Origin of the sequence: Maricaulis sp. W15 (assembly GCF_001924955.1) — a bacterium.
Classification (GTDB): Bacteria; Pseudomonadota; Alphaproteobacteria; order Caulobacterales; family Maricaulaceae; genus Maricaulis; species Maricaulis maris.
Map to the genome: position 1 here is coordinate 260,425 of NZ_LQXG01000018.1, position 13,581 is coordinate 274,005.

14 protein-coding genes and 1 tRNA gene are annotated in these 13,581 nt (G+C 63.7%); 4 read left to right on the forward strand and 11 right to left on the reverse strand.

Going from position 1 to position 13,581, the window contains the following annotated elements:
* Positions 1 to 45: 45 nt before the first annotated feature.
* From AWH62_RS12510 to mgtE, 3 genes are all read right to left on the reverse strand, one after another.
* Positions 46 to 2,016: a hypothetical protein gene (locus AWH62_RS12510; RefSeq protein WP_143743045.1), complete on the reverse strand. Its 1,971-nt coding sequence runs from the start codon at positions 2,014 to 2,016 to the stop codon at positions 46 to 48.
* Positions 2,017 to 2,094: 78 nt separating this feature from the next.
* Positions 2,095 to 3,039, reverse strand: a complete 945-nt coding sequence (locus AWH62_RS12515; protein ID WP_158025627.1) for a kelch repeat-containing protein — start codon at positions 3,037 to 3,039, stop codon at positions 2,095 to 2,097.
* Between the two features lie 49 nt (positions 3,040 to 3,088).
* Entirely contained in the window at positions 3,089 to 4,480 is a 1,392-nt protein-coding gene (gene mgtE, locus AWH62_RS12520) for a magnesium transporter (protein WP_075190831.1), read from the reverse strand.
* A 157-nt stretch (positions 4,481 to 4,637) separates the two neighbouring features.
* Between mgtE and AWH62_RS12525 the strand changes: the two genes are divergently transcribed.
* A complete protein-coding gene (locus tag AWH62_RS12525) occupies positions 4,638 to 5,573 on the forward strand; it encodes a hypothetical protein (protein ID WP_075190832.1) in 936 nt (311 codons plus the stop codon).
* 40 nt (positions 5,574 to 5,613) lie between these two features.
* On the opposite strand, the gene AWH62_RS12530 is transcribed toward AWH62_RS12525, so the two are convergent.
* Both AWH62_RS12530 and AWH62_RS12535 read right to left on the reverse strand, forming a co-directional pair.
* Positions 5,614 to 5,700, reverse strand: a tRNA-Leu gene (locus AWH62_RS12530).
* A 63-nt stretch (positions 5,701 to 5,763) separates the two neighbouring features.
* Complete coding sequence (locus AWH62_RS12535; RefSeq protein WP_041637474.1) at positions 5,764 to 6,012, reverse strand: FliM/FliN family flagellar motor switch protein; 249 nt, start codon at positions 6,010 to 6,012, stop codon at positions 5,764 to 5,766.
* Between the two features lie 82 nt (positions 6,013 to 6,094).
* Here AWH62_RS12535 and lipB point away from each other — a divergent pair, with 82 nt between their 5' ends.
* A complete protein-coding gene (gene lipB / locus AWH62_RS12540) occupies positions 6,095 to 6,781 on the forward strand; it encodes a lipoyl(octanoyl) transferase LipB (RefSeq protein WP_075190833.1) in 687 nt (228 codons plus the stop codon).
* Here the strand turns inward: lipB and AWH62_RS12545 are convergent.
* The 5 genes from AWH62_RS12545 to AWH62_RS12565 form a co-directional block, all read right to left on the reverse strand.
* Positions 6,772 to 7,308: a hypothetical protein gene (locus AWH62_RS12545; RefSeq protein ID WP_075190834.1), complete on the reverse strand. Its 537-nt coding sequence runs from the start codon at positions 7,306 to 7,308 to the stop codon at positions 6,772 to 6,774. The two genes, lipB and AWH62_RS12545, sit on opposite strands and share 10 nt — an antisense overlap.
* Before the next feature lie 103 nt (positions 7,309 to 7,411).
* A complete protein-coding gene (locus AWH62_RS12550) occupies positions 7,412 to 7,864 on the reverse strand; it encodes a DUF805 domain-containing protein (RefSeq protein WP_075190835.1) in 453 nt (150 codons plus the stop codon).
* A gap of 90 nt (positions 7,865 to 7,954) precedes the next feature.
* Positions 7,955 to 8,467: a DUF805 domain-containing protein gene (locus tag AWH62_RS12555; protein WP_075190836.1), complete on the reverse strand. Its 513-nt coding sequence runs from the start codon at positions 8,465 to 8,467 to the stop codon at positions 7,955 to 7,957.
* A gap of 31 nt (positions 8,468 to 8,498) precedes the next feature.
* Positions 8,499 to 10,508, reverse strand: coding sequence for an acetyl/propionyl/methylcrotonyl-CoA carboxylase subunit alpha (locus AWH62_RS12560; RefSeq protein WP_075190837.1), 2,010 nt, complete (start codon positions 10,506 to 10,508; stop codon positions 8,499 to 8,501).
* A gap of 109 nt (positions 10,509 to 10,617) precedes the next feature.
* Positions 10,618 to 11,070 (reverse strand): potassium channel family protein, encoded by a 453-nt coding sequence (locus tag AWH62_RS12565; RefSeq protein ID WP_075190838.1) that lies wholly within the window; start codon positions 11,068 to 11,070, stop codon positions 10,618 to 10,620.
* Positions 11,071 to 11,139: 69 nt separating this feature from the next.
* Here AWH62_RS12565 and AWH62_RS12570 point away from each other — a divergent pair, with 69 nt between their 5' ends.
* The gene (locus tag AWH62_RS12570; RefSeq protein WP_075190839.1) at positions 11,140 to 12,003 is read left to right on the forward strand and encodes a hypothetical protein; all 864 of its coding nucleotides are present in this window, start codon (positions 11,140 to 11,142) and stop codon (positions 12,001 to 12,003) included.
* A 93-nt stretch (positions 12,004 to 12,096) separates the two neighbouring features.
* The gene (locus tag AWH62_RS12575; RefSeq protein ID WP_075190840.1) at positions 12,097 to 13,005 is read left to right on the forward strand and encodes a fatty acid desaturase family protein; all 909 of its coding nucleotides are present in this window, start codon (positions 12,097 to 12,099) and stop codon (positions 13,003 to 13,005) included.
* 1 nt (position 13,006) lies between these two features.
* On the opposite strand, the gene AWH62_RS12580 is transcribed toward AWH62_RS12575, so the two are convergent.
* Positions 13,007 to 13,525, reverse strand: coding sequence for a hypothetical protein (locus tag AWH62_RS12580; RefSeq protein ID WP_075190841.1), 519 nt, complete (start codon positions 13,523 to 13,525; stop codon positions 13,007 to 13,009).
* Positions 13,526 to 13,581: the final 56 nt, after the last annotated feature.

The following is a 13,581-nucleotide window of genomic DNA, read 5'->3' on the forward strand; positions in this document are numbered from 1 at the left end:
AAGAGAGACCGGTGCGGGCCGCGAAACAGAATGGCGCGAAAAAGGCTAGTTACCGGCCTTTTGTTTCAACTTGGACAGCCAAATCGAAGCGAGTTGCCACCCGGCAACGATGACGAGGAAAAATCCGGCGATGGCCATTCCGAAATTCAGCGTCATTTCACGCTGTGCGATGATATAATCCCATTCGGACGCGGCCAGCACGCTGCCGAAACCCGCCAGCAAACCACCGGCGATCAGGACGGCAAGAAATGTCCACAATCCGTCATCCGAACGCGGCCCGGGACGGTCCTGCGTGGTGTGGACATCGGCGGCCAGATCACTTGGCGAAAAATCATCGCCGGTGTCGGACATCGGATCATGGCCGCTGGTCATCGGGTCATCCCCGAGATCATCATCCTGCGCGACGTGCATCGTCTGATCAGCGGCGACCGGCTCGCCGGCGACCTCGCCAATCGCGCCATTGGCCTCGGCCGGCGTTTCGGCGGGGTGCGGCGGCGGTGTGTCGTCCCCACCGAGGCTGACCGGGCGCTCGACGACTTCGGCATCTGATTCGACGGTCGGTGTTTCGGTTTCGGCGTCGGCGGCGATTTCCGCGTCAAGTTCAGGCTCAGGCGTGGCTTCAGGCTCAGGCGCAGTCCCGTCCGCAGTCCCGGCGTTGATCGTGTCAACGACCTCCTCGACAGGCGCCGTTTCCGGCTCTGCGTCGGCCCGGAAGCTCCCCTGCATGATGCTGGTCAAGGCATAGCCAAGGCCGGTGCCGCTGGGCAGGTCGAGCGAATAACGCTCCGGCAATTCAGCCGGCCCTTGGGATGCAACGTCAGCCTGTTCGGCAACCGTCTGTGCATCCACTTCGGGTTCAGTGACGGCGACCGGCTGGCGATTAGTCAGCACAAAGCCCAGCCCCATGCCGTCCGGCAGGTCAAAGGCAGCGACGGGCGCGGGCATCGAAGTCGGCGCAGCCCGTTCCTCGGCCTCGGCTGCGGTGTCGCCCTGGGCAGACGCATCGACAGTGTCAGTTGCCTCCGCCGCAGACGGGTCATCTGCCACATCATCACCGATTTCCTCGGCCATGCGGGCGATCACACGCTCTGCCGCAGACTCGGGATCGGTCGCCGGGGCGTCATGCGTGTCATGCGCGGCCACGCCATCACGGTCTTCGCCTGGGTCTGTGTTGGCCTCGGTAGGGGCCTCGGCTTCAACCGCCACGTCATCGGCAGTCATCGCCTCGGATGACGCATCAGGCCCGGTTTCGGCCTCCAGCTCTTCGACAGCCTCGAAACGGGCATCGACCGGATCATCGCGCATGTCCGAAACAGCCTCGGCGACCGGCGCCATGGCTTCATCGGTAAGATCCTGACGGACTTCCGGCGGCAGGGCCTGGACGGCGGCCAGGATGCGGGCGATTTCGTCTTCCGCTTCACGGCGCCGGACCTGACCGGCATCAAGCGGCGGCGGTGGCGGCGGCAGATCGGAATAGGCTTCCGGCGGAGGCGGCGAGTCAGCACCGGCGATCGCGCCTTCCAGCACGCGCTCTTCCGTCGGGTGTTCAATCTTGATGACCAGCTCGACCGGCTCGGACTTGCGCGCCCGTCCCGGCTGGGCGGGCATCAACGCATCAAGGAAGAGCGTGCTCTCGGCCTCGCGCCGCGGCGATGTTCCATCGCCAAAAGCGGCGAGTGCCTCGCCAGCGGCGCGGGCGCGACCTTCGAAGAGATAGCGCGCGACATCGGATCCACGGAAGCGGTCGACGCCGACGTCATGGACAAAGGAGGTGAGCGCGTCGCGCTGATCCCGCGACAGGGGACCGGTGATGCTGTCGTCGACGACTTCCTCAGCCCGCATCACATCATAGATCAGCAGAAGCGAGGCTTCATCCTCGGTGACACGGACACCGGGTTTGGCGGCGGCACGGTGGCCATAGCCGACAACCCATCGTCCATCATCGCCGCGTTCGGCTTCGGATCGGAAGGGCTCGAACCGCTTGATGAGTTCGCGGGCAGCCGGAGAAGTTTTCAATCGCGGTTTCATGCGTGTTCCGTTTCAGGACGGCGCGCCAGACATTGGGCTGTCCCCTGCAAGCCTGACGCCGCGCCCCTAATCGTTGCCCGGATCAAACACATCTGTCGTGTCCAGGGCGGTGAACGGTGCCAGGAAACCACCGCCGGATCCGCCCCCGATCAAATAGATTTCATCAGCCAGCACCGCCGCACCGCCGCCGGTGCGCGGCGCCGGCAACGCGGCCTCCTCGCGCCAGTCGGCATCACCGGGCTGCCAGGACACATGTGTCTGCAACGTCTCGCGGGTGTCAGCACCGCGGCCGCCGAGCAGATGGATGCGCCCGTCAAGCACCGCCACGGCGGCGCCGGAACGCGGTGTCGGCAGGTCCGGGGCTCGATCCCAGTCACCGGTCTGTGGGTCAAAGACATCGACGCGGGTCAGCACTTCGGCGTCCTGCCGTCCACCCGCCAGATAGATCCGGCCATCGACCACGGCGGCAGCTGCCGCCCGGCGCGTGACGCCTTGGGGAACGGCAAGCGTATCCCATTCGCGAGCCTCGGGATCAAAGACGAAGGCTTCCCGGTCGTCACGAAGTCCGCCAAAGGCATAGAGCGACGTATCAACCGTCACCAGGACGAGGTCTGCCTTGGCCGCCGGCATCGCGGCCTCGCTCTGCCAGATATTGCCGTCGAAGGACCAGGACCAGACGCCTGCGCTCGGCGCGACACCGTCCTCGCCGCGCGCATAACCGCCGGCGACATAGATGCGGCCATTGACCGACGCCATCCCGAACCGCTCCAGCCCGCGCGGCAGGGCGGTCTCCGGGAACCAGCGATCAAGCTCGATGTCATAGCTTTCAAATTCACTGCGCGGATCCGTTAGGCCGGCGCCGCCGGCGGCATAAATACGACCATCATGGGCGACCACGGCGAGACCGGCGCGCGAAGCGTCGAGCCGGGCCGCCGTCTCCCAGACGCCCTGCGCGGCCGCCGGAGCACCCATCGCAGCGAAAAGGCTCAGGATCAGGACAGAAAAACGCACATTCTCACCATTCGATTGCCGGGCCTTGCCAACCCGAAGCGGAATATCATCACAACAGGACGAGTGTCGCCAGCCCCAGGAATGCCAGAAAGCCGACGACATCGGTCACCGTGGTCACGAAAACCGAGGAGGCAACAGCCGGGTCGGCGCCGGCCCGGACCATCCCCAGCGGGATGAGAATGCCTGACAGGCCGGCACAGGCCAGATTGAGGACCATGGCGATGGCAATTACCGCCGCCAATTCCCAGTCGCGGAACCACAGGACGGTCACAAGCCCCATGATGACGGCGAAAATCAGGCCGTTGACCATGCCGGTTGCCAGTTCGCGCCAGATAACACGCACCGCATTGGCGGCGGTCAGATCGCGTTCAGCGATCGAGCGCACGGCGACGGCCAGCGACTGGGTGCCGGCATTGCCACCCATCGAGGCGACGATCGGCATCAGGACGGCGAGCGCCACGATCTGCGAGATCGCGCCCTCGAACAGGGCAATCACACCCGACGCCAGAATCGCCGTGCCCAGATTGACCAGCAGCCAGGGCGCACGGGAACGCACAGAGCGAACAACGGTGTCGGCAAGACCGGCATCATTCACGCCGGCCAGGGCGAGCAGGTCTTCCTTGTTCTCGTCCTGGATGACGTGGACGATATCGTCCAGGGTCAGCATGCCGGTCAGTCGACCGGCACTGTCGACCACCGGCGCCGAGACCAGGTGGTATTTCTGGAACAGGTAGGCGACCTCTTCCTGGTCGGTCTCGGGATCGACCAGGATACGTGGCGTTTCCATCAGATCACTCAGGGCGACATCCCGCCGGGCGCTCAACAGGCGACAGACCGGGATCTCGCCAACCGGGCGGAAGCCTGTATCGATCACGAACAGGTCGTGGAATTTGTCGGGCAGGTCATCGGCCGCATTGCGCATGTGGTCGAGCGCGTGCCCGACCGACCAGAATTCCGGCGCGGCGACGAATTCGCGCTGCATGAGACGACCGGCCGTCTCATCCTCGAAGGACAGGCTCTGCTCGACCGCTTCACGATCACTGTCGGAGATTTCCGCGAGCACCGCGGTCCGCGTTGCCGCGTCCATTTCCTCGACGACTTCGGTGGCATCGTCTGAGTCGAGTTCCTGGATCGCCGCAGCAAGATGCGCGGTATCCAGATACTCCATCACCACTTCGCGTGAATCCGGCTCGAGCTCGGCCAGCACTTCACCGGTAATGATATCGGGCGCGAGTTCCGCCAGCGCGCCCTGCTGGCTGGCCGAGAGCTGCTCGACCACGTCAGCGATATCGGCCTCGTGCAACGGCACCAGCATGCGCCGCACGAGATCGCCATCGGCGTCGGCAATGGCCTGCCGCAGATTGGCAACGAATTCCGGATCGGTATCGGCCCGGGCAGGCGAGTCGATCAGGACGTCGTCATCATAAGCGGCTTCGCCCATTCACGCCTCCATAAGGGGATATGATCGAGTGCACCGTCGGCCGACAAGACAGGCACCATACGTGCCTCTCTTAGCCGTCCCGACCGGCAACCTCAATCGCATTGACCTGAAATACCGACGCTTTATGACGTTTACTGGGAGAAATGGGGGCGAAGACGTGTTCAGTATCACGGGTGAGGAAAACCTGCCGGTCCTGGCCGGGCTGGCGATCGGCGGGACAATCGGCCTGATCATCCTGTTCGGGCTCGGCTTTACCCGCATCGGCGGAAGCGAAGAGCGCGTCACCGCCGGCCGTATACTCCGGCAGGCTGCCGCGACATTTGGCGCCCGCGCCGGCGCCCTGGTGACCTTGTGGATCGGAGTCAGCCTCGCCTACACCATCGTCACCCTGTTTGCGCAACTGGTCGGACGAACCACGAATATTTTCGAAGGCGCGATGGCCGCTGCCCTGATTTTTCTCGGCCACAAGACCATGCTGGAACGGCCGGCCCGGAGCGTCGGCATCGAGGTGCCACAAACCGGCTTCTGGCGCATCCTGATGCGTTCTCTGGCGCTGGGCCTCACGGTACTCGCCACGGCTGCGGTCGTTTTCGTTCTGGCGGCCTTACTGGTCGCGCTGGCTGAAATCGCCGGACTGGTTGGCAATACGCCACGCATCGTGGTCGGCGCCCTCTCCGGCGGGATTGCAATCTGGCTGAGCCCGCTGTTCGCGCGCCTCTCCTTCATCTACCCGTCCAGCGTCCTTGGCGGGCGGGACTGGTACGGCACCGCGCTCAATCGGGCCCGCCCGGCGGCGCTCGGCCTCGGCGCCGGACTGTGGCTGGTCGCCCTGGCATCCCTGGCCCTTATCGTGCCGCTGATCATCTGGTCAAACACGCTTGTGCTCGCGATCGCCACCGACCTGCCCTCGCAGCCCGGAGACCTGCCGGACGATATCGGCACGCCGCTGTTCTGGCTCAGTCTGGTGATGGAGGAATTGCCGCTGCGACTGTTGCTGGTGGCCTATTCACTGGCCAGCATTGCCTGCGTCTCGGCGGCCTACAGGCTCACCGTTCTGACACCGGAAAAGCCCGGCTCGCACGATCAGGTCTGAGTGAGGGTTTCTTCCGATCTCGCCCCCTGAAGGAGAGAGATGGTGCGGTCGAGAAGACTCGAACTTCCACGGGTTTTACCCCACAGCGACCTCAACGCTGCGCGTCTACCAATTCCGCCACGACCGCACGTCATGGAGGCGCGGGAGATAGCAACATCCCCGCACCTTGTGAAGAGGGTATTGCAACGCTTTATGCAGCTGCGAAGAATTCGTTGGCATCGGCCGGTCCAGTGATGGACACGGCGATACGGTCGCCCTGGATGACAACATCGCCGCGGGCGATGGGATGATTGTTGGCCAGGATCCACACTTGGTCGTCCTCGCCCGAATCGAGCGGGATCACCGCACCGCGTCCCATGCGGAGGAATTGCTGGATCGGCATCTTGGACCGGCCCAACAGGACTGAAATTTCCACTTCCACCGAACTGATCTGACTCACGTCGCACTCCAGGACTTGCGGATCATCATCGCGGGCCTGATGTTTGGCCAATACGGTTTCCGCAGCGTTAAGACTTCAGGATATGGCATTACAAAACGTCGAATGGGCTGTTTCGCCCGGCCTGACGCCCTATCAACCCGCCCTCGCCTTCATGGAAGCGCGGGCGGCAGCGATTGCGGCGGGCGGGGCCAATGAGCTGGTCTGGCTGCTGGAACACCCGCCGCTCTACACGGCAGGGACGAGCGCCAAGGCCGGTGACCTGCTGTCGCCGGACCGTTTCCCGGTTTACGAGACCGGGCGTGGCGGCGAGTACACCTATCACGGGCCGGGCCAGCGCGTGGCCTATGTCATGCTGGATCTGACGCGGCGCGGCCGCGATGTGCGCAAATTCATCCAGTCGCTGGAAGACTGGCTGATCGGGGCCGCGGCGCAGTTCGGCATCGAAGCCGGCATTCGCGACGGCCGGGTCGGTGTCTGGGTCGACCGGTCAGGCGGACGCGAGGACAAGATTGCCGCGATCGGCGTGCGCCTTCGCCGCTGGGTCTCCTTCCACGGCATCGCCTTCAACGTTGATCCGGATCTCAGCCATTTCACCGGCATCACGCCCTGTGGCATCTCGGATCCGCTCTACGGCGTCACCTCATTGGCCGATCTGGGACACGTGGTGACGATGGCGGATTTCGACGTCGCCCTGCACCTCGCCTGGACACAGGCCTTCGGGGACGTGACCCGTGCCGACCCGCCGCGACTGGAAGCCGCTCAGCCCTGATTAGTGGATGCGCTGTTGCGCTGCATGGTGGCGAACCACAGCACGAAGACCGCGAGCACGCCCCAGAACCCGACATAGGACGGCCACGCCGTTTGCGAGAACATTTCCATCGCCCGTTGGGTGTCCGATTCGATCCAGGTCGAGAAAGCTTCCTGGAAACCCGGATCCGAAACCGCTTCGTTGAATGCCACCGTATCGGAGGTGTCGACACCCTGCTCCTCGGCAAAGGTGATCATCGCCTGGAAGGAGGCAAGACCGACACCGATCAGCGCACCAATGCCCTTGGCGACGACCGATAGGCTAAGCGGCAGGAATGCCAAGCCGATATCACGGCCGGCATGGCGGCGGCGGTTGGCGAACAAGGAAAAACAGCAAAACCAGATCACCGCCATCGGAATGATGCCCGGCACCGGAGCCGTGCCGAAAGCGAGCCGGATCGCGTCCAGGGCAGCCAGAATGGCGATGCCGAGGATGAAAGCCGAAACAGACGCGCGGTGGTTGGGCAGCAGGAGGGCAAGCGGATTCATGAAGTCGTCCTCTGGACAGTGAAATGGCCGGTCCCCGTATCTACCCGGGAACCGGCCATATTCAAGCAGGATTCGACCCGGACGCGTCCCGGCCGGTCAGTGATCAGACTGTTGGCATCTTGTAGACGAAATAACCGACTACCGCATTCCCGACCAGACTGCTGACGATACCAGCAAGAACACTGCTGACCGTGACAACCGGCATCGTGGTACCCCCGGCCATGTTCACCCCCAACACGGGCATGAGGATGACATTCGCCACGATCACGATGACCAGGACCGCGACCACGGCTGCCGCCGCAAGCCAACCGGACTTGCCCGCATCGTGGAAACGTTTGGCATAGACGCACACCCAGGCAAAGGCGAGCACGAGGCCGCCGACAAAGCTGAGTAACAAGCCCAAAGCCGGCATCAGGCTGATGAATTGCAACACGATATAGGCCGCCATGATGGCGACGATGCCCTGGGCGAATTCCTGGGGTGACAACTTGCCAGACGCCCCGAACAGGATCCGTGTGGCATCGGCCGGATTAAGAATGAAATTATTGAGCGACATGGCTTTGACTCTCCCCTGTCATTGGCGGGCAAAGCCTAGGCGGATTCCAGGAATTCTCCAGCCGTTTTTCGCCCCTGACGGGAAATGGCCTCATCCGGGCCTATCGTCGTCCTTGCCTGCTGTCGGCTGCGGATCCACCGTGACAGGCCCGGACTCGATCGCCGGTGCGGCGCCATAGAGGTTGTCGCCACCCTGACCGGGTGCCATGCCCAGCCAAACCGTGTAGCCGGCCCAGATCAACGTCCCCAAGCCGCCAAGCGTGAGTAATCCGCCACCGGCCGACAGGAACATCGCCGGCCCGATATCGCCGCCCGACAGCACAGCGGACAGGATGGCGCCGCCCACCATCATCACGGCAACAATGGCGAGCGCGAAACTTACCAACCATGGGAGGGCGTGAATGGCGGCACTGCGACCGGTATCGTGCAGGCGTTTGCCGTAGACGCACAGGCCGACCCAGATCAGCCCCAGCCAGATCAAGCCACCCAGTATCGAGATGATGTCGGCCAGGATATTGCCGCCGATGATGATCGCGACGCCGATCCAGTAGTCCCGCGCCGCGATGCGGCCATTGGGGTTCAACAACAGGAATTGCCAGTCCATCGCGTCTGCCTTCCCCGGGTGGGCCCCGGACCTATTCGAATTCGACAAGAAGCTCATCAGCGGCGACCGAGGCGCCGGCCTCGACCTTGATTGACTTGATCGTGCCATCGGTTTCGGCGCGCAGCACGTTTTCCATCTTCATGGCCTCGACAATGACCAGCGGTTCACCGGTCTTGACGCTCTGACCTTCCTCGACCTCGAGCGAGACCACAAGGCCCGGCATTGGCGAGACGACCAGCTTCGCCATGTCCGGCTTTTCCTTCTCCGGCAGCATGGCGTGCAGTTCGGCGGACCGGGTGGTGCAGACCAGCGCAACGGCGGAGAAGCCGCGATGGCGCAAATGATAGCCTTCGGTGCGGTCGGCGAATTCAAGCGCGACCGGTTGCCCGTTGATATTGGCCTCGAAAAGATGTTGTCCGGCGCGCCAACCGGTTTCGACCTCCAGACGCTCCGACGCCAGCGACGGTGCCCACAGCGAGGCCCGGCCGGGACCGGTCATCTCGATCTCGACCGGAATGCGGCGCTTGTCGAGCAGGACGACCCATTCGCGCATTTTTGGTTCCTCGACAGGCCGCATGCGGCCTTCGATCAGACCGGCACGGCGCACGAAGGTCTCATGCACAAACGCCGCAGCACAGGTCATCGCGATCAGTTGTTCCTCGCGCGGCGCCGTGCCGTGAAACCCTTCCGGGAAATGTTCGGCGATATATCCGGTGTGGATACGGCCGGCGCGGAACTCGGCCTCGTCGAGCACGGCCGACAGGAAGGGCGCATTCGATTGCAGGCCTTCGATATGCAGCCGGTCGAGGGCGGCGGCGAGCGTGTCGATCGCGGTCTCGCGATCCTTGCCATAGCCGATCACCTTGGCGATCATCGGATCGTAGAAGAGCGAAATCTCATCGCCTTCGCGGACACCCGCATCAATACGCAGCTCACCCTTGCCCAGCTTGCCCTCAGCCGGCTCCTGGAAACGCTTCAGGCGACCGATGGACGGCAGGAAACCGCGATAGGGGTCTTCAGCGTAGAGCCGCGCCTCGACGGCCCAGCCCTTGATCGGGACATCGCGCTGGGTGAGGCCCAGTTTCTCACCCGCGGCCGAGCGGATCATCAGCTCGACCAGGTCGACATCGGTCGTCAGCTCGGTGACCGGATGTTCGACCTGCAGCCGGGTATTCATCTCGAGGAAATAGAATTTCTTGTCCTTGTCGACAATGAACTCGACCGTGCCGGCGCTGTCATAGTCAACCGCGGCCGCCAGGGCGACGGCCTGGGCCCCCATGGCCTCGCGGGTCTTCTTGTCGAGGAAGGGCGATGGTGCCTCTTCCAGGACTTTCTGGTTGCGGCGCTGGATCGAGCATTCGCGTTCGTTGAGATGGATGACATGGCCATGCTTGTCGCCCATCACCTGGATCTCGATATGGCGCGGCTCTTCGATGAATTTCTCGATCAGGATGCGATCATCACCGAAGGAGGACTTGGCCTCATTGCGGGCCGCCTTGAAGCCTTCCGTGACCTCGGCGTCCGAGCGCGCAATCCGCATCCCCTTGCCGCCGCCACCGGCCGACGCCTTGAGCATGACCGGATAACCGATCGCCTTGGACGCGGCGAGCGCGGTATCGGCATCGGCGATCTCGCCATCGGCACCGGGAATGGTCGACACGCCCGCCTTGGCGGCTAGCTGCTTGGAGCGGATCTTGTCGCCCATCGCGTCGATGGCGTGGATGTTCGGCCCGATCCAGGCCACGCCGACCTCTTCCAGCGCCTTGGGAAAAGCTGCGTTCTCGGACAGGAATCCGAAACCGGGATGCACCGCATCGGCGCCGGTCTGCTTGATCGCGTCGAGAATTTTTTCGAGAACCAGATAGCTTTCGCCGGGCGCCGGCGGGCCGATGAAGACGGCCTCATCAGCCATTTCGACCGCCAGGCTGTCGGCATCAGCTTCGGAATAAACCGCCACCGTGGCGATACCCAGGCGTTTGCAGGTCTTGATGACGCGAACCGCGATCTCGCCCCGATTGGCGATCAGGATCTTCTTGAACATGCTGGCCCCTTGATCCGGGTGCGGGTGATTACCGCACAGGTGTCACGGGTTTAGCGTGGCTTGGCCGGGGGCGGCAAGCGGTGGCGGCGGCGCGTCTCAGTCGCTGCACTCACTCCGCATCGCGCGGCCGCTCCAGCCAGTCCGCCTCCAGGGCCCGCAGCTTGCCGACGATCGAGACCAGGAAGGCCGTCGACCAGCCGATCATCAGGAAGCCGGTAAACCCTTCCATCGCCGCAACAAGACGCCACTCATTGTCGATGATGACATCGCCATAGCCGAGCGTGGTGAAGGTCGAGGTCGAAAAGTACAGCGCCTCCTCGAGGCCGGAGACCACCCCCAGCGCCAGATAGGCCAGGGCAAAGCTCCAGATTTCGATCGCGTGCACGACGAACAGACCCAAAACGACAAACAGGATGAACAAGGCCTGCCGCAGGTTCGAGCCGTGCGGGTCGATCCGACCGCTCCGCAGGCGCGCCAGGGCCAGCAGGGCGCCAAGGCCCACCATGTGGACCAGCACGGTCCAGACGGCCATTCCGGCCGAAACGAGCAGGGCTTCCATCATGCGCAATCCCTCCGAGGCTGGCAGCGAGCGCGATTCGCCATAGTCTCCGGCGCAAAGGGGAATCGATCAATGAGCAAAGCCGTCTACCGCCTGTCCTCCATCGCCCGTCCGCTGGAAGCCAAATATCCGACCAATCTGGCCGTCCTGGTCGCCCTGCCGCTGATCGGGACCGGGCTTGGCCTGTATGCCTATCTCTCCGCCGGAGGCGGCGCAGTGAATGCGCTGATCACCGGGCTGGAGGGCATGGTGATCATCTTTCTCGGCTGGGCCCTGGGCCGCGAAGCCGATCCCGACCGCAATCTGACCGCCTTTATGGCCGCAGCCCTCATCCTCTACGGGCTGGTCATGGGCCTGCCGACCTCGGTCTGGACACTCGCCTTCGTCCTGATGGCGGCGCGCACGGTCAACCGCACCGTGGGGCAACCGGCCAAGCCGGGCGATCTTGGCATCGTCCTCGTTCTGGCCGGGCTGTCAGTCTTCAGCGACGGCTATGCGTTGATGGGACTGGTCGCCGCGATTGCCATCGCCATCGACGTCAATCTCGACCGCTCCCGCAGCCTCGCCCTGATCGCCGCCCTGATCGCCCTCGCCTTCACGGTCTGGCAGCTGATCACGCTGGAGGGTGATTTCACGGCACTGTTGATCCCGCAGGGCGTGTCGACCACGTTGATGGCGGTGATTGGCGGGCTGGGCGTGATCGGCCTCCTGACCGCCCTCCTCTGCCCCGTCCCGACCAGCGTCTGCGATGCCCGCGGCGAAGCGCTCAGCCATGCCCGGGTGCGCGGCGGACGGCTGGTGATCAGCCTCGCCCTGCTCGCCGGCATGGCCGAGGGCAATGCCCTCGCCCACGCCCTCTACCCGCTGGCGTGCGTCCTGCTGGTAACCTTCATCGTGCGCTTCATTCCAACCGGTCGTGGCGCCGTCAAGACCTGACGCCGCGCGCCCTCTTTCGCCAAACCGGCTTCTGCGAGACAATGGGCGCCAAGAGACCCGCCCGGCGGGCAAGGCACGGAAGGTCGACAGAGCATGAGCCAGCAGCACGCCGGAAATGATCGCCGCCTGTCCGATTGCGTGAGCCGTGAGGAATTGCGCGCGCTGTCACGCACGACGAACTGGCAGGGCACGCTGATGCTGGCCGGTGACATCGCCCTGCTGGCCGCCGCCTTCGCGCTGGCCATCATCTGGCCCAACCCGCTGACCCTGATCATCGCCGTGCCAATCATCGCCGGGCGCCAGCTGGCCCTTGCCATCGTGCTGCATGACTGTGCCCACAAGGCGCTGTTCCGCACGCCCTGGCTCAACGAATTCGTTGGCCGCTGGATCGGCGGTGCGGCGGTCGATGTGCCGTTGCAGCTCTATCGCGATTATCATCTCGACCATCACCGCCATGCCGGCACCGACAAGGACCCCGACCAGGGCCTGGTCAAAGCTTATCCGGTGACGCGCGACAGCCTGCGCCGCAAATTCACCCGCGACCTGACCGGTCAGACCGGTTTCAAGGAAATGGTGATGAGCTGGCGCAAGCCTGACTGGCGCGCCAAACTCCCCTTCCTCGCCTTCCAGCTGGTCCTGATCATTGCCCTCGCCGCCGCCGGGGCGATCTGGGCTTACGCGCTGTGGTGGGTGGCCCGCCTTTTCCTCTATCCGGCGATCATGCGGCTGCGGAATATCGGCGAGCACGGCGTCGCCATCGACCGCTATGACACCGAGCCGCGCCTCAACACCCACACCACGGTTGCGCGCTGGTTTGAGCGCCTGCTGGTGGCGCCCAATAACGTCAATTTCCACCTCGAACACCACATGTTCGCCGCCGTCCCGCCCTATAATCTCCCGCGCCTGCACAAGCTGCTGGCGAGCCGGGGCTATTACGAGGGCCATACCTGCATCACGCGCGGCTATCCGGCGATGCTGGCGAAGGCGGTACGGGTGGCCTGAACTACGCTGCGGCCATGCCGCCGACGACATAGATCAGGATGACCAGCCAAACTGTGATGAATGAGAGAGGAACGATCCTGGGTTTACCAACGACCCAGTAGATTGGGGCGCGCCATCCGGTGATCCAGGTTTCGTTTTCATCGCCGTAGGGTGTCGGCCAATGCAGCGCATTGAACGCGTCCGCCTTGGCAAGATAAGCCGTACGCAGGACTTGAAACTGTTCAGAAGCCGCTTCGATGGCGAAAAAGAAATAGCTCGTCGAGAGTATCCCCGCGAAACTGATCAACAAGAGGACCACAGCCTCCGGGTTGAAGACGTTTCCGTCATTTGCGGCGTTCACGAGCTGGTCAAAATCCAAATTCACCATCGCGGCGAAAAGCGCCGCATTGACAATCACCAGTATGGTCAACCAGCTATAGATCAAGCCGGCTTCCTTCTGAATCTGGCCACTGATCTGCTCCCAGATCACGCGCAGCCGGGCCTCTTCCAAAGGCAGGTCTGTGTTCGAAACCTCGTTCACCGGCTAGCCTCCCAATTGAAATCATGCTGATGGCGGGCGATCGCGCCTCGGCGGCT